The organism is Polaromonas sp. AER18D-145 (assembly GCF_002379095.1).
Lineage (GTDB): Bacteria > Pseudomonadota > Gammaproteobacteria > Burkholderiales > Burkholderiaceae_C > Polaromonas.
The window spans coordinates 134336-150532 of record NZ_NBZV01000003.1 but is presented as its reverse complement, the minus strand read 5'-3'; the positions used below and the strand labels follow the sequence as shown (position 1 = coordinate 150532).

The window sequence follows — 16197 nt, the reverse complement described above, 5'->3', positions numbered from 1 at the left end:
ATCCCCAACGGAGACTCCCTCATGCATGCCTGGCTATGTGAAAACCCCACCGGCGTTGACGCCCTGACCTGGAAAGAACTGCCCACGCCCGAGCCCAAGGCCGGCGAAGTACTGATCGAGATCAAGGCCGCCAGCCTCAATTTCCCCGACCTGCTGATTGTCCAGAACAAGTACCAGATGAAGCCGCCGCTGCCTTTTGTGCCGGGCTCTGAATACGCGGGCATCGTGCAGGCCGTTGGCGAAGGCGTCAAACACCTGAAGGTCGGCCAGAACGTCGCCTGCCTGTCGGGCACCGGCGGTTTTGCCACCCACACCATCGCACCGGCGGCCCTGTGCATGCCGCTGCCGGACGGCTTTCCGTATGTCGATGCCGCGGCCTTCATCATGATTTACGCGACCTCGCACCACGCGCTGGTGGACCGCGCACAGCTCAAGGCCGGTGAAACCGTGCTGGTGCTGGGCGCAGCCGGCGGCGTCGGCACCTCGGCCATCCAGATCGCCAAGGCCATGGGCGCCAAGGTGATTGCGGCCGCCTCCACCGACGAAAAATGCGCACTGTGCAAATCCATAGGCGCCGATGCCACCATCAACTACAGCACCGAGAACCTGCGCGAGGCCATCAAGACCCTGACCGACGGCAAGGGCCCTGACGTGATTTACGACCCGGTGGGCGGTGATTTCGCCGAGCCGGCCTTTCGCTCCATCGCCTGGCGCGGCCGCTATCTGGTGGTGGGCTTTGCGTCCGGCCCCATCCCCTCGCTGCCACTGAACCTGACCCTGCTCAAGGGGGCATCCATCGTCGGCGTGTTCTGGGGCGGCTTTGCCAAGAACGAACCCAAGGCCAGCGCGGCCGCCCTGGCCGAACTGGCGCAGTGGTATGCGCAAGGCAAGATCAAGCCGGTCATCGACCGCACCATGCCCATGGCCGAACTCAAGGCAGCGTACGCCCACATGGGCTCGCGCGGCGTCAAGGGCAAACTGGTGATGGTGAACTGAGGAGGGCCAACCGGGGTCCCCTCGGGTCCCCCGGCGCCCGGGCGTGGAACTGTTACGCAGCACATCCCGGACACCGCGTACTTTGGGGGTATATTGATAGTTCATTAGCAATCGGGGAGGCGAATGGGCATACCAACCTTGCTGGTGGTGGAAGACAATCCCGACCACCTTGAATTGACCCTGACCATCCTCGAGCAAAACGGGGCGTCCCACCACATCGTGGTGGCTCGCGACGGTCAGGAAGCCCTGGACTACCTGTTCTGCCAGGGCCCCTACAGCGACCGCAACCCCGATGAACAACCCGAACTCGTCCTGCTGGACCTCGGCCTGCCCAAACTGAACGGCCTGCAGGTGCTGCAGTGCATGCGCGAGGATCCCCGCACCTTTTTTGTACCAGTGGTCATGCTGACCTCGGCGAGCGAGCAGTCCGACGTGATTTTGGCCTTGAAAGGCGGACTCAACAGCTACGTCAGCAAGCCGCTCGACTTTCGTGATTTCGAAGCCAGGCTCGAGGAAGTCCGGGAATACTGGCGCCTGTCCGGTCTGGCGCCATTGAGCGCCTGAACCACGCTTGCGCACCGCCCAAAGAAAAAGCCCCTTTGCAGGGGCTTTTTCTTGAAATACTGGGGTGGCTGATGGGGCTCGAACCCACGACAACAGGAATCACAATCCTGGACTCTACCAACTGAGCTACAGCCACCGAAGCCTCACATTATAGCGGGAACTGCGCGCCTTATGCGCCGCGCGCGCTGCTTTATGCGCCGGCTTTCTGCTCGGCGGGCTTGGCCACCTTGATGTCGGCCTTGAAACGCTGTTTCAGGATGTTGTAGTACGCCAGGCTTTCCGCGGAGGTCCACCACTGGGTGTACTGGGCCTGGTCCTGCTGGGCGATGTCGGCGGCCTGTGCCGGGCGCGGCAGCACCTTGGTCACCCGGACAATGGCATACCCCTGCGCGCCCAGGTCCACGCCCACCAGAGCGGGCGCAGCACCCGCGTCTGCGCTGAGCGCGGCGCTGACCACCGGCGCGGGCAACTGCTGCGTCTGGTCGCGCGAGATCACCACCGCCGCCGGGAAAGTGGCGGCTGCAGGGCTGGCTTTCCAGGCCGCGAGTTTTTCGGCGCCGTCCTTGCGGGCCATCTCGGCGCCGCGCTGCTGCTGCAGGCGTGCACGAACGCGGTCCTTGACCTCTGCCAGCGGCAAGGTCCGGGCCGGGCTGTACTGGGTGATGCGGCCGGACACCAGCTGGCTGGGGCCTGCTTCAAGGGCTTCGGTGTTGCGCTTTTTTTCCACCGAATCGGGCGAAAACAGGGCCGTCAGGAACTTCGGGTTGGCCAGCACGCCGGTGGCGCCCGCCACGGGGGTACGCGTCAGCTTGGCGGCTGCCCTGACCTCGAGCTTGAGCCGCTCGGCGATCGGGCGCAGGGTGTCGGACTGTTCGTACACCGCGTTGCTGAAGGTTTCTGCCGTTTCGGCAAATTTCTTCTGCGCCAGTTGCTGCCTGAGTTCCGCTTCCAGCGCGGGCTTCATCTCTTCGTAGGTCTTCTGTTTCGGGACCTTGACGTCGGTCAGCTTGATGATGTGGTAGCCAAACTCGGTTTCCACCACCTCGCTGATGTCGCCCTTCTTCATTGCAAATGCGGCGTCGGCGAAAGGCTTGACCATGGCATTGCGGGCAAAGAAGTCCAGGTCGCCGCCTGCTGCGGCAGAACCGGTGTCCTGCGAATTTTTACGGGCCAGCTCGGCAAACGTGTCAGGCGCTTTCCTGGCGGCCGCGAGCAGCTGCGCTGCTTTCGCCTTGGCCTTTTCGCGGTCGGCCGCGGGTGCGGAGGCTGGCGCCTCGATCAGGATGTGGCTGGCGCGGCGCTCTTCATTGCCTGCGAGTTGTGGTGCGTTCTGTTCGAAATACGTCTTCACGTCCGACTCGTTGACCGTGATGCCTTTTTTCACGGCATCCAGATCCAGCACCACGTATTCGATGCTGGCTTCTTCCGGGGCCTGGAACAAGGCCTGGTTGTCCTTGTAGAACTGTTCCAGGTCCGCATCGCTGGGGTTGACCTTGGCGGCATAGTCGGCCGTGTTGAAACGCGCCACCTGCGCCTCGCGCTTCTCGAAGAAGGCATTGAGTGAAACGTCAGCCACGGCCTTCGAGGCAAAGCCCGTGCCGGAGACACCCAGCATGACCTGCCGCGAGGCCAGGTCGGCGCGCAGGCCCGCTTCGTACTGCTCCGGCGCCATGCCCGTTTGCGCGATGAAGCCCGCACGGTCAAACTTGCCATCCGGCAGCCGGAAGGCGGCGATGGCCTTGTCCTCGGCATACAGCCGCTGCAGTTTCTGGTCCGCAACCACCAGGCCGCTCTTCGCAGCAGCGGCCGCCAGCACGCGGTCGCGCACCAGGCGTTCCAGCGTGCCATAACGCGCTTCAGGCGAGTCCAGCAGCTTGACATCCAGCGTCGGCATCGATGCGCTGAGACGGCTCACCTCGTTCTGGTGCGCCGCATCCCATTCGGGCTGCGTGATGTCCTTGCCGTCGACGACGGCAACAACGCCGCCGGCGTCACCGGTGGGGCCGTTGTTGTTCATGCCGACCAATATGAAGGACGGAACAATCAGCAAAAACAGCAATGCCATCGTGACCTTGGTGTGCTTGCGAATGAAATCAAACATCTCGAATTTCCTGTGCGGCTGTCAATCGGCCATTTAAAACTTGCGTCAAGCCATCAATAAAAAAGGCGAACATCTGTTCGCCTTTTTGTCCAGTCGGTGGTGGGTGCTGACGGGCTCGAACCGCCGACCTACGCCGTGTAAGGGCGCTGCTCTACCAACTGAGCTAAGCACCCCACCTCAACTTTTACTTCATGCCCATCAGTTCAGTGCGTCCTTGAGCGCTTTGCCGGGACGGAACTTGGGCACCTTGGCTGCCTTGATTTTAATCGCATCGCCGGTACGCGGGTTGCGGCCGGTGCGGGCAGCACGTTTGCCCACTGCAAAAGTGCCAAAACCCACCAGAGACACGGAGCCTCCTTTTTTCAGGGTTGACTTGACAGCGCCAATGGTTGACTCCAGCGCGCGCGTTGCGGCAGCTTTGGAAATGTCAGCGTTCTTGGCAATGTGCTCGATCAGTTCAGTCTTGTTCACAAGGAGCCCCTCGTTGTTAAAAGTTAATCTGGTTGTCTCTTGGATATCTCCCCTGGACACCTGTCACAAAGATGGCAGCGGGAGGCGGCATGTGCAGATCGTCTGCTGATTCCAATTAGAGCCATGGACTCCCATCGTGTCAATACAACATCAGATTTTTACAACGTGCGGTGGCGGATTCTAGCCTTATTTTTCACGCTTTCGCGCCCTATTCGTAAGCACACCCTGCATTTCAGGGGCCGCCTGTCACAGACTGAACAGCGCGCTTCAACCCAGCGCCGCCGCAATGGCCTTGCCCACATCGGCCGTGTTGGCCGTGCCTCCGAGGTCGGGGGTGCGCGGCGCACCACTGTGGGGAGCCAGGACTTTTTCAATCGCGGCAAGCACCGCATCATGTGCATCCTTGTGCCCCAGGAACTCCAGCATCATGGCACCGCACCAGATCTGCCCGATCGGGTTCGCGATGGCGCGCCCCGCAATGTCCGGCGCCGATCCGTGCACCGGTTCGAACAGCGAAGGAAACTTCCGCTCGGGATTGAGGTTGGCACTGGGGGCGATGCCGATGGTGCCGGTGCACGCAGGGCCGAGGTCGCTCAGGATGTCACCGAACAGATTGCTGGCAACCACCACATCGAAGAAGTCGGGGCGCTGGACAAAGTGCGCCGTCAGGATGTCGATGTGGAACTTGTCGAGCTGGATGCCCGGATAACCCTTGGCCATCTCGACGACACGTTCATCCCAGTAAGGCATGGAAATGGAAATGCCGTTGGACTTGGTCGCGCTGGTCAGGTGTTTCTTCGGACGCGATTGCGCCAGTTCGAAGGCGAACTTGAGCACGCGGTCCACGCCGATGCGCGTGAACACCGACTCCTGCAACACGAACTCGCGGTCCGTCCCGGGAAAAGCCTTGCCGCCAATGCTCGAGTACTCGCCTTCGGTGTTTTCGCGCACGATGTAAAAATCAATTTCACCGGGCGCGCGGGCCGAGCCATCGCGCCGCACCACGGGGGCGATGATGCCGGGCATCAGGCGCGCGGGCCGCAGGTTGATGTACTGGTCGAACTCGCGGCGGAACAGCAGCAGCGATCCCCACAGGGACACGTGGTCGGCAATCTTGTCAGGCCAGCCCACCGCGCCGAAATAAATAGCATCATGTCCACCGATCTGGTCTTTCCAGTCGTCGGGCAGCATCTTGCCGTGTTTTTCGAAGTAGTCCCAGCTCGAAAAATCAAAATGATCAAACTGCAGGTCGATGCCGAACTTGACCGCAGCGGCCTCCATCACGCGAATGCCTTCAGGCATCACTTCCTTGCCAATGCCGTCGCCGGCGATGACTGCAATTCTTTTCTTTCCGGTGTTCTTGCTCATGCTTGTCTTCCTTGGGGTTCAGGGTTTGAAAAAATTCAGGGCTTGCGCCAGCAGCAGTGCCGGCGCTTCTTCTGCAATGTAATGCCCACAGGGCAGGCTCAGGCCCGAGACGTCAACGGCCCGTTCGCGCCAGAGGCGCATCACGTCGAAACACTGGCCAACCGCGCCATGCTCGCCCCAGAGGACATGCAGGGGCTGCGTCAACCGCTTTGCCGCGGCCACATCGGCACGGTCATGCACCAGATCCACCGTGGCTGACGCGCGGTAGTCCTCGCAAATGCTCTCCGCCGTGCCGGGAATCCGGACACAGCGCTCGTACTCGGCAAGCGCGGCCGGCACAAAGGCAGCCAACCCGGCATGGCGCTTGCCCATCACGCTGCGCAGGTAACGCACCGGGCCGGATTCAATCAGGGCTTCGGGCAGGGGTGACGGCTGGATCAGGAAGAACCAGTGCCAGTAGGCACGCGCAAACGCCTCCGAGGTGTTCTCATACATGGCCAGTGTGGGCGCGATGTCGAGCAGCATCAGGCGTTGCACGGCCGCGGGGTGATCGGCGGCCAGCCGGTGCGCCACGCGCGCACCGCGGTCGTGGGCCAGCACCTGGAACGTGTCGAAGCCGTGGTGCTGCATCACCGCCAGCGCATCCCGCGCCATTTCGCGCTTCGAATAAGCCAGGTGCCCGGGGTCCGCAGCCGGCCGGCCGGAATCGCCATAACCGCGCAGGTCCATCATGACCACGGTGAAGTGCTGGGCTAGCGCGGGGGCCACCGCGTGCCACATCACGTGGGTCTGCGGGTGGCCGTGCAGCAGCAACAGGGGCTTGCCCTGCCCGCCCTTGCGGCCGTGCAGCCTGACCGCTCCGCGGCTGGCTTCGAAGGTCTCGAATGCTTCAAACATGCAGCGATTGTGATTGCCAGACCCCCTTGAATCAAGAAATAATCTGATAATTGATTATTCTCTAAATGGAAATTATGGAACGTGCCGACCTGGCCCTGGTGGTCGCGATTCAGCAGCATGGCAGCCTCGTGGCCACCGCCGAGGCGCTGCAGATGGCGCCTTCCGCCGTGACCAAGCGCCTGGCCCAGTTGGAGGCCGACCTCGGCCTGCTGCTGTTTCAGCGCACCACCCGGCGGGTGGCCGCCACCCTCGAAGGCGAGTTGCTGTGCGAACGAGCGCGCCTGATGCTGGACCAGTTCGATGCGCTGGAGCAGTCCCTGCAGGAACGCAAGTCGGAAGCCTCGGGCCTGATCCGCCTGGCGGCGACCTTCGGCTTTGGCCGCATCTGGCTGGGGCCGGTGCTGGCCGAATTCCAGGCCAGGCACCCGGCCATCCAGATCCAGCTGCAGCTCTACGAACAGCTGCCCGATCTGGCCGCGGAAGGGTTTGACGGTGCCGTCTGGCTCTGGTCACCGCGGCCGCAACGCGCGAGCGAGTGGACGGCACGCAAGCTGGCCAGCAACCAGCGCGTGGTCGTGGCCGCCCCGGCCTATGTCCGCCAGCACGGCAAACCCGCCACGCCGGCGGAACTGGCGCAGCACAACTGCCTGATCGCGCGGGAGAACGATCGCCAGTTCGACACCTGGCACCTGCAGGCCGTGCGCGGCCCGCGCAGAAAATCCGGTGCCGCAGCAGAGGCTCCCCCCGATCAGCGTGTTCGCGTGCAGGGCACCCTGTCCTCCAACTCGGGCGAACTGGTGCGCGACTGGTGTTTGCAGGGACGGGGCGTGATGCTCCGAAGCCTGTGGGACGTGCAGGCCCAGCTCAGCTCGGGCAAGCTGGTGCGGCTGTTGCCGCAGTACGCCATGCTGGACGCCGACATCCAGTGGCTGGCGCCCTTCCGGCCCCAGACACCGAAGCGGGTGCGTTTGCTGATTGACTGCCTGGCGGAAAAATTCAGGCACGAGCCCTGGCGCCTGCCCGCCTGATCCCGGACAGCCTCAGGCGGCCCGGGTCCCGTTGCGCACCACCAGCCAGACCCCGAGTGCCGTCAGCGCGGTCCCCAGCACCGTGACCACGGTGATGGACTCGCCAAACAGCAACCAGGCCATCAGCGCGGTGGTGGGCGGCACCAGGTACAGCAGGCTGGTCACGGCCGTGGCCGCGCCGCGCTGGATCAGCATGTAAAGCAGCGAGCTCCCACCCAGCGTGAGCGCGAGCACCGACCAGGCCAGCGCCCCCACGAACTCTCCAGTCAACCGCACAGGCTCTGCCTCGAACCAGGCGAAAGGCAGTGTCACCAGCAGCGCCGCGCCGAGCTGGATGGCATTGGCGCTGCGCACATCGGCCGCCTGGACAAAACGTTTCTGGTACAGCGTGCCGATGGTGATGCTGAGCAGCGCAAAAACAGCGCAAGCCAGCGTATAGGAGGTGGCCTCGTTGCCCGCACCGAACTTGCGCGAAACCACCAGCAGCAGGCCGGCCAGCCCGAGCACCAGGCCCAGCCACTGGCGGGCACTGACACGGTTGCCGCTCTGGCTGGCGTCCCCCATGCGCGAGACCCAGACCGCCGTCAAGACCGGCTGCAGGCCGACGATCAGCGCCGACAGGCCCGAACCCATGCCGCCCTTGACGGCCGACCAGACACCGCCGAGGTATCCCGCATGAATCAGGATGCCGGTGACACCGAGATGCAGCCACTGCGAGCGGCTGCCGGGCCAGGCCACCCGTGCGATGGCGATCCAGACCAGAAAGCAGGCCAGCGACAACACGTAGCGGATGGCCAGAAAGGTCAGCGGCGGCGCATAAGGCAGGCCGTATTTGGCGACGATGAAGCCGGTGCTCCAGATCAGCACAAACACGGCAGGCATGGCCCGGATCAGGGCGCTGTTCGAGCCGGGCGAACTCATTTGGCGCGCGCGCGGATTTCGGGAATGGCTTTTTTCAGGTAGTAGGCCATGGACCAGACCGTCAGGATGGCCGACAGCCAGATCAGCCAGGTGCCCCAGACGTTGGTGTTGATGATGCCGAACAGGATGCCGTCAAACAGCAGGAAGGGAATCGCGATCATCTGCACCGTGGTCTTGATCTTGCCGAGCATGTGCACCGCCACGCTTTTGGTCGCGCCTATCAGCGCCATCCACTCGCGCAGGGCGGAAATGGCGATCTCGCGCCCGATGATGATGAGCGCCACAAACACATCGGCGCGCTGCAGATGCACCAGCACCAGCAGGGACGCACAGACGAGAAACTTGTCGGCCACCGGATCGAGAAAGGCACCGAAGGAAGAGGTCTGGTTCAGCTTGCGTGCCAGGAAACCGTCGAGCCAGTCGGTGGCCGCAAACACCACGAACATGACGGTGGCAATCAGGTTGCGGCTGGCCGGTGTCATGTCGAGATAGAAAATGCCCACGATCAGCGGAATCGCGACAATGCGCGTCCAGGTCATCACGGTGGGTATGGTCAGAAACATGGCCTGATTTTGACATGCGCAGCGCCGGGCCGAACGGGCGGGCCGGCGGCCCCCCTCAAATACCGCCGCTTTCACGCCACTTTCCCACCGCTTCGTGGCGCAAATACGTCTTCCCGGTCAATGCAGCGCGCGGTAGATTTCTTCGGCAAGCTCGCGGGAAATGCCCTCCACCGTGGCAATGTCCTCGGCGCTGGCCGAACTCACGCCGCGTATGCCGCCGAAACGCTGCAGCAGGTTGGCGCGTTTTTTGGGGCCAATGCCGGCGATGTCTTCGAGGCGGCTGGCACCCACGCGCACCTTGGCGCGTTTGGCGCGCATGCCGGTGATGGCAAAGCGGTGCGCCTCGTCGCGGATCTGGGCAATCAGCATCAGGGCCGCCGAGTCGCGGCCCAGGTAAACCTTGTCGCGGCCGTCGGCAAAAACCAGCTCCTCCAGCCCGACCTTTCGCCCCTCGCCTTTCTCGACGCCAGCGATCAGGCCGAGGTCCAGGCCGAGTTCCTCAAACACCTCGCGCGCCATCGACACCTGGCCCTTGCCGCCGTCGATCAGCACCAGGTCCGGCAGCCGGGCGGTGTTGTTGCGCGCCGCTTCGGCGAGCTTGCTGTAGCGGCGCATCAGCACCTGGCGCATGGCGGCGTAGTCGTCGCCCGGCGTGATGCCCTCGATGTTGTAGCGGCGGTATTCGGCACTTTGCATCTTGTGGCCATGGAACACCACGCAGGAGGCCTGGGTCGACTCACCGGCCGTGTGCGAGATGTCGAAACATTCGATGCGCAGCGCATCGAGCTTGTCGAGCGGCAGGTCCAGCGCCTCGGCCAGCGCGCGCGTGCGCGCCTGCTGCGAGCCCTGCTCGGCCAGCAGCCGGGCCAGCTGCAGCTCGGCATTGGTCTGCGCCATCTCGAGCCAGATGCGGCGCTGCTCGCGCGGCTGGTGGACCGCCGTGACCTTGGTGCCGGTCTGCATGACCAGCGCGGCGATCAGTTCCTTGTCCACCGGTTCGCTGCACACCAGCACGGGCGGCACCGGCACACCCACATAGTGCTGGGCGATGAAAGCCTCCAGCACCAGGGCCTCCAGTTTTTTGGTCTTGCCGGCCAAGGCGCCCTCACCGCCTTCACCACCTTCGACGCCGCCCGCCGCGCCGCCTTCCACATCGTCTTCATCGAGTCCGGCCAAGTCGGCCGCATGTTCGACATGCGTGGGGAAATACGGCCGGTCGCCCAGGTGCCGGCCGCCGCGCACCATGGCCAGGTTCACGCAGGCCTTGCCGCCGTGCACCTTGACCGCCAGGATGTCCACGTCCTTGTCGCCGCCGGTTTCCATGGACTGCTGGTGCAGCACCTTGGACAGCGCCGAGATCTGGTTGCGCAGTTCGGCGGCCTGCTCGAACTCCAGCTTTTCCGCACGGCCCCGCATCTGCTTTTCCAGCTCGGTCAGGATCTCCCCGGCCTGGCCCTGCAGAAAACGCTCGGCGTTGGCCACGTCCAGCGCGTACTGCTCGGGCGACACGTGGCCGACGCAGGGCGCGGAGCAGCGCTTGATCTGGTACAGCAGGCAGGGCCGCGTGCGGTTGTTGAACACCGTGTCTTCGCAGGTGCGCAGCTTGAAGACCTTCTGCAGCAGCAAAATCGTTTCCTTGACCGCCCAGGCGCTGGGGTAAGGCCCAAAGTAGCGGTGTTTTTTCTCCACCGCGCCGCGGTAGTAGGCCACGCGCGGAAAGTCGTGCGACGCCAGCTTGAGGTAGGGGTAGCTCTTGTCGTCCCGGAACAGGATGTTGTACTTCGGGTTCAGCGTCTTGATCAGGTTGTTTTCAAGTAGCAGCGCTTCAGCCTCGGAGCGCACCACCGTGGTCTCCATGCGCGCAATCTTGGTCACCATGTGGCCAATGCGGGTGCCGCCGTGGTTTTTCTGGAAGTAGGTGGAGACCCGTTTTTTCAGGTCGCGCGCCTTGCCGACATACAGCACCGCACCCTCCGCATCGAAGTAGCGGTAGACGCCGGGCATGGCCGGCAGTGCCGCGACTTCGCTGAGCAGCTGGGGATCGAATTCGTGCGATGGGGTCATGGTGGTGGGGTGCGCGTTGGGCCGGCGGGGCCGTCTTCCGGTAGAAGTATCGGCATTTCTGGCTGGCAGCTCCCGTATTGTGGACAATCCGGACATGGATCATCGCCCGCAATGGGACATTTTTTGCAAGGTCATCGACAACCACGGCGACATCGGCGTCTGCTGGCGGCTCAGCGCTGAACTGGCGGCGCGCGGGCAGCGCGTGCGGCTGTGGGTGGATGACGCGTCCGCCCTGCACTGGATGGCGCCTGAAGGCTGCGACGGCGTCACGGTCCTGCCCTGGCTGGAACCGCTGGGCATGAACATCCTGCGCCTGGATGCCGCGCCCTGCGAGGTGCTGGTGGAGGCCTTCGGCTGCGACATCGCTCCTGAATTCATAGCTACTTGCGCAGACAGAGAAGGGGCTACAGGCCTAAAACCCGTATGGATCAACCTCGAATACCTGTCCGCCGAGCCTTGGGTGGAGCGCTGCCATGCCCTGCCCTCGCCAGTGCAGCGCGGCCCGGCCGCCGGCTGGACCAAATGGTTTTTCTACCCCGGTTTCACCGCCGCCACCGGCGGGCTGCTGCGCGAGTCCACGCTGGCGGCGCGACAAGCGGCTTTTGACCGCGAGGCCTGGCTGGCCGGGCGCGGCATTGACTGGAACGGCGAGATGCTGGTGTCGCTGTTCTGTTACGAGCCCCCCGCCCTGGCGCAGCTGCTGGACCAGCTGGTGCAGGCGGGCACCACCGCCGCGCCGGTGCGCCTGCTCGTGACTGCCGGCCGCGCCACAGCCGCCGTCCAGACCGCGGTTCAAGACAAAAAGTGGCCGAAGCCCAACCAGGGCGGGCTCGAGCCGCTATCAATTTCATACCTGCCCTGGCTGCGCCAGGACGATTTCGACCACCTGCTCTGGGCCTGCGACCTGAACTTTGTACGCGGCGAAGATTCGGTGGTGCGCGCGCTCTGGGCCGGCCAGGCCTTCGTCTGGCAGATTTACCCGCAGGCCGACCAGGCCCACCAGGCCAAGCTGCAAGCCTTTCTCGACATGCTGCAGGCGCCGCCGTCGCTGAGGCATTTTCATGAGGTGTGGAACGGCCCGCAGGCGGAATTGCCGGCACCCGAGCTGGCGCTGTGGACCGGCTGCACCCGCGCGGCCCGCCAGCGCCTGCAGCAGCAACCCGACCTGGCGACCCAGCTGCTGGACTTTGTCATGCAGAAACAGGCGCCGGCGCCATGAGGCTGCTGCTGGTGGAAGACGACACCATGATTGGCCGGGCCATGCGCCAGGGCTTGACCGACGCCGGGTTCAGTGTGGACTGGGTCATGGAAGGCCACGCCGCCGAGCGCGCGCTGGCCAACGGGGTTTACGACCTGGCCGTGCTGGACCTCGGCCTGCCAGGCCAGGACGGCATGGCGGTGCTCAAGGGCCTGCGCACGCGCGGCAACGCCGTGCCGGTGTTGATCGTGACGGCGCGCGACGCCGTGTCCGACCGCATCGCCGGGCTCAATGCGGGCGCCGACGACTATGTGCTCAAACCCTTCGACCTGGACGAGCTGATCGCCCGCGTGCGTGCGCTGCTGCGCCGCCATGCCGGCGGCGGCTCCCCGCTGCTGCAATGCGGCGAGCTGAGCCTCGACCCGGTTCGCAAACAGGTCAGCCTGAAAGGCGAAAACGTGAACCTGTCCGCCCGCGAATTCGCGCTGCTGGAGACCCTGATGCAGCGCCCCGGCGCCGTGCTGTCAAGGGCCCAGCTGGAAGACTCCATCTACGGCTGGGCCGAGGAAATCGGCAGCAACGCGGTCGAGGTTTACCTGCACAAGCTGCGCCGCAAACTCGGCGCCGACACCATCCGCAATGTGCGCGGTGTGGGGTACAAGGTGGTGGCACCATGAGCGACGCGGCGAGGGGTCCCGGCCTGCCGGGGATAGCCGCCATGCAAAACAACGCCGCAAGGAACAAGCCATGAGCACCCGTCCCGTTCAATCCATCCACCACCGGGTCCTGCTGTGGGCCATGGGTGCGCTGGTGGCGGGCGCCAGCCTGCTGGTGGGCATCTCGTACTGGACGCTGGCGCACGAAATGGGCGAGGTGTTTGAAGACAACCTCAAGCAGGTCGCGCTCGCGGTGGCCAACCACCACGGCACCTACGGCATGGCCCGCACCCCCAGCCTGGCCGAGCAGTTGCCGCGGGTCTATGAGGAATATGGCAAGTTCGAGTTCGTCACGGCGGCGTGGACGCGCAGCGGCACCCTGCTGAACCGGTCCGACCCGGCGGTCAACCTGCCCTTTCGCTCGCGCAGCGGTCTGAGCGTGGTCAACGTCGGCCAGGAGCGCTGGCACCTTTACACCATTGTGCTCGATGACGGCATTGTGCAGGCCGCCCAGCGGGACGGCGAGCGCCAGGCGCTGGCGCGCGACACCGGTTCCGTGCTGATCCTGCCCGCCCTCGTGATGCTGGCCCTGCTTGCCGGCATGCTGACGCTGGCGCTGCGGCGCGGCCTGGCGCCGCTGGCGCTGGCGGCCAGCGAGGTCACGACGCGCAGCGTCGAAGCCCTGCACCCCATCGCGCTTTCGGCCCATCCACCGGAATTGCACCTGCTGATAGGGGCGATCAACGACCTGATGGCCCGGCTGGGCGGCGCGCTGTCGCTGCAAAGGCTGTTTCTGGCCGACGCGGCCCATGAACTGCGTACGCCGATCACTGCGCTGCGACTGCAACTGCAGCTACTGGAACGCGCCAGCGATGAAGCCCAGCGCGAGGCGGCGCTGATGCAACTGCGCGCCGGCATCGACCGGGCCCAGCACCTGGTCGAGCAATTGCTGCAGTTGTCGCGGCTGGCGCCGGAAACCCCGGCCCTGCGCCGAGAGGCGGTGGATCTGGCAGAACTGGCCCGATCCACCGTGGGCCGTTTCAGCGCGCGTGCCGACGACAGGAACATCGACCTGGGCGCCGTGACCGAGGGCACGCCAACCGTCCACGCGGACGTGCAGCAACTGGCCATCCTGCTGAACAACCTGGTTGACAACGCGCTACGCCACACACCCCCGGGCGGACGCATCGACGTGGCCGCGCAGGTCGACCAGGGCCGTCCCTGCCTGCGCGTGACCGACAGCGGACCCGGCATCAGCGCCGCGGAGCGGGAGCGGGTCTTCGACCGCTTCTACCGGGGCACCAACATCAGTGCCAACGGCCACGCGCCGCATGGCAGTGGCTTGGGGCTGGCGATTGCCCGGGCGGTGGCCGAGCGCCACGGCGCCGACATCACGCTGGGCGAAGCGCCCGGCGGCACCGGCTTGCGTGTCAGTGTGCTTTTTCCAGCCCGTTGAGGGCCACCACCGGTGTCGGCGCCGGGCGACAGGGCGCAAACAGGTCCAGCGACTTGTCATAGGCCAGTGTCTGGACATCGAGCACACCCAGCAGGGAGTGAAACAGGTTGTCGTGGCTGACCTCGGCCCCCGCATTCGTGCGCAGGCATTCCTGGTCAATGTTGAAGCTGCGGCGAAATCCCGGTGACAGCCACATCACCAGCGGCACGCGTTTCTGGACCTCGGGCGCGATCGGGTAAGGCATGCCGTGCAGGTACAGACCGCCCTCGCCCAGCGACTCGCCGTGGTCCGACACATACACCATGGCCGTGTCGTACTGCTGCTGCGCACCTACGAGGAAATCAATCACCTTTGACACAAAAAAATCGGTGTAAAGCAGCGAGTTGTCATAGGCATTGACGATTTCGGCGGCCGTGCAGGCGCTCAGGTCCTCGTTCTGGCAGGCCGGGGCAAACTGCCTGAACACCGCCGGGTAGCGTTTGAAATAGGCCGGCCCATGGCTGCCGAGCTGGTGCATCACGACCAGCAGGTTGCCCTGGGTGTCCCGCGCGACGCCCTCCATGCCCTGCAGCAACACCTCGTCCAGGCAATGGCCTTCGGCGCAGAGTGCTTCCACCTTGGCGTCATCGAGTTGCTCGGCGGGCAGGCCGTCGCAGACACCCTTGCAGCCCGACTGGTTGTCGCGCCAGAGCACCTTGAAGCCGGCCCGGGCCAGCACATGCAGCACCGACTCATGCGCGCGGATCTTCTCTTCGTCATAGTGGATGCGGCCGTACGGCGAAAACATGCAGGGCAGGGAAACCTCGGTCGAGGTGCCGCAGGCAGTGGCATGCGGGAAATTGATCACGTCCTGCCGGGCCAGCAGCGGATTGGTCTGGCGCGCGTAACCGTTGAGAGAGAAATTCTGCGCGCGCGCGGTTTCACCGACGATCAGCACAAACATCACCGGCCGGGTCCGGCCGCTCCAGCTGGCGCCCAGGCGGGCATCCTCGCCGACCGGCAATTTGGGCTGCGACGGCCGCTGCACGCCGCCCAGCGCGTTGCCGGCCAGGGCGGCGACCACATTGCCCGGGGTCAGCAGATAACGCACCTCCTTGTGGTTGCGCATCAGCGAAGCGAAGTCGGCAAACACCAGCAACAGGCTGGCCGTGCCCACTGCCAGCGCGGCCGCAAGCCAGCCCAGGCGGACAGCCAGCGCCCGGCCCAGGCTGCGGCGCTTGAGTTGCGGCCACCAGACCAGCGCCGCCGGCAGCACGCCCAGCAGCAGCAGGTGCGGCAGCATGCCCCAGACAAACAGCTCCCGGGCTTCGTTGACATTGGTGGCCAACACGTTGCGCAGCATCGCCCGGTCCATGTAAATGGCGTAATGGTCCATGTACCACGAGGCGAAGGCCGTGCACAACACCAGCACACTCAGCAGCGGCCTGACGGTCAGGCGTGTCGCCAACAATGCCAGGAAGGCGAAGTAGAACGCAGAGAAAGCAGTCAACAGGGCGACCGCAAAACCCCAGGTCGCAGCCAGCCCCCAACCGCGGCCGGCCAGTGCCGCGCGCCAGAATGGCCCATTGCCGCTGAGCAGCAGAAAGCCGACGCAGAGCAGCACCAGGGTTTCGACCTGCAGGGCTGGTCGCTGAAACCACGGTTTCGAAGGCAATACGGTGGGCGGCGTCAGGACGCCGGTGGCAGAAACAGTCATCATTGCGGCGCGGAGGGAGTGACCGTGGAAGGCCACCCTGGAGTCAGGGAAGCCCGGAGTCTGTCGCCGGGACACTTAAACCACCCTTAAGCACGCCCTGCCGGGAGGGCTGGCGATTCTGCAGGTTGACCGAAAAAAACGTTAAAATACAGGGCTTTGCATTGCCCCAGATTTGGGCGATGCCACCCTCCCCGCCGCGGACCCGCATCATCCCAGAC

Annotated in this window: 14 protein-coding genes and 2 tRNA genes; 6 read left to right on the top strand and 10 right to left on the bottom strand. The window is 64.7% G+C overall.

All coding sequences use genetic code 11. The features are described 5' to 3' along the window. Positions 1–21: 21 nt before the first annotated feature. Positions 22–996 carry an NADPH:quinone oxidoreductase family protein gene (locus B7G52_RS03355; RefSeq protein ID WP_096696235.1) on the top strand — a complete coding sequence of 325 codons (975 nt, stop codon included), beginning with the start codon at positions 22–24 and terminating at the stop codon, positions 994–996. Between the two features lie 123 nt (positions 997–1119). After that, a complete protein-coding gene (locus B7G52_RS03350; protein WP_096667905.1) occupies positions 1120–1560 on the top strand; it encodes a response regulator in 441 nt (146 codons plus the stop codon). 60 nt (positions 1561–1620) lie between these two features. Here the strand turns inward: B7G52_RS03350 and B7G52_RS03345 are convergent. From B7G52_RS03345 to B7G52_RS03320, 6 genes are all read right to left on the bottom strand, one after another. Continuing rightward, positions 1621–1696, bottom strand: a tRNA-His gene (locus B7G52_RS03345). Positions 1697–1750: 54 nt separating this feature from the next. Further along, positions 1751–3661, bottom strand: a complete 1911-nt coding sequence (locus B7G52_RS03340) for a SurA N-terminal domain-containing protein (protein ID WP_096696234.1) — start codon at positions 3659–3661, stop codon at positions 1751–1753. Positions 3662–3758: 97 nt separating this feature from the next. Then, positions 3759–3834: transfer RNA gene (locus B7G52_RS03335), tRNA-Val, on the bottom strand. Between the two features lie 25 nt (positions 3835–3859). Continuing rightward, positions 3860–4132, bottom strand: a complete 273-nt coding sequence (locus tag B7G52_RS03330) for an HU family DNA-binding protein (RefSeq protein ID WP_026779519.1) — start codon at positions 4130–4132, stop codon at positions 3860–3862. Between the two features lie 267 nt (positions 4133–4399). Further along, positions 4400–5500 (bottom strand): tartrate dehydrogenase, encoded by a 1101-nt coding sequence (locus B7G52_RS03325; protein WP_096696233.1) that lies wholly within the window; start codon positions 5498–5500, stop codon positions 4400–4402. Positions 5501–5518: 18 nt separating this feature from the next. Continuing rightward, the gene (locus tag B7G52_RS03320; RefSeq protein ID WP_096696232.1) at positions 5519–6397 is read right to left on the bottom strand and encodes an alpha/beta fold hydrolase; all 879 of its coding nucleotides are present in this window, start codon (positions 6395–6397) and stop codon (positions 5519–5521) included. Between the two features lie 74 nt (positions 6398–6471). Between B7G52_RS03320 and B7G52_RS03315 the strand changes: the two genes are divergently transcribed. After that, entirely contained in the window at positions 6472–7425 is a 954-nt protein-coding gene (locus B7G52_RS03315; RefSeq protein ID WP_096696274.1) for a LysR family transcriptional regulator, read from the top strand. Positions 7426–7437: 12 nt separating this feature from the next. On the opposite strand, the gene B7G52_RS03310 is transcribed toward B7G52_RS03315, so the two are convergent. The 3 genes from B7G52_RS03310 to uvrC form a co-directional block, all read right to left on the bottom strand. Then, positions 7438–8346, bottom strand: coding sequence for a DMT family transporter (locus tag B7G52_RS03310; protein ID WP_240523304.1), 909 nt, complete (start codon positions 8344–8346; stop codon positions 7438–7440). Further along, positions 8343–8909: a CDP-diacylglycerol--glycerol-3-phosphate 3-phosphatidyltransferase gene (pgsA, locus tag B7G52_RS03305; RefSeq protein WP_096696231.1), complete on the bottom strand. Its 567-nt coding sequence runs from the start codon at positions 8907–8909 to the stop codon at positions 8343–8345. The genes B7G52_RS03310 and pgsA overlap by 4 nt, the downstream gene beginning before the upstream one ends. A gap of 117 nt (positions 8910–9026) precedes the next feature. Then, positions 9027–10973 (bottom strand): excinuclease ABC subunit UvrC, encoded by a 1947-nt coding sequence (uvrC, locus tag B7G52_RS03300; RefSeq protein ID WP_096696230.1) that lies wholly within the window; start codon positions 10971–10973, stop codon positions 9027–9029. A gap of 94 nt (positions 10974–11067) precedes the next feature. On the opposite strand from uvrC, the gene earP reads away from it, so the two are divergent. From earP to B7G52_RS03285, 3 genes are all read left to right on the top strand, one after another. Continuing rightward, on the top strand, positions 11068–12192 hold the full coding sequence (earP, locus tag B7G52_RS03295; RefSeq protein WP_096696229.1) for an elongation factor P maturation arginine rhamnosyltransferase EarP: 1125 nt from the start codon (positions 11068–11070) through the stop codon (positions 12190–12192). Continuing rightward, positions 12189–12848 carry a response regulator gene (locus B7G52_RS03290; RefSeq protein WP_096696228.1) on the top strand — a complete coding sequence of 220 codons (660 nt, stop codon included), beginning with the start codon at positions 12189–12191 and terminating at the stop codon, positions 12846–12848. Before earP ends, B7G52_RS03290 begins: the two co-directional genes overlap by 4 nt. A 70-nt stretch (positions 12849–12918) precedes the next feature. Next, on the top strand, positions 12919–14283 hold the full coding sequence (locus tag B7G52_RS03285; protein WP_170954666.1) for a HAMP domain-containing sensor histidine kinase: 1365 nt from the start codon (positions 12919–12921) through the stop codon (positions 14281–14283). Here B7G52_RS03285 and B7G52_RS03280 read toward each other — a convergent pair. Further along, positions 14258–15982, bottom strand: a complete 1725-nt coding sequence (locus B7G52_RS03280) for a phosphoethanolamine transferase (protein WP_240523303.1) — start codon at positions 15980–15982, stop codon at positions 14258–14260. The two genes, B7G52_RS03285 and B7G52_RS03280, sit on opposite strands and share 26 nt — an antisense overlap. Between the last annotated feature and the right edge of the window lie 215 nt (positions 15983–16197).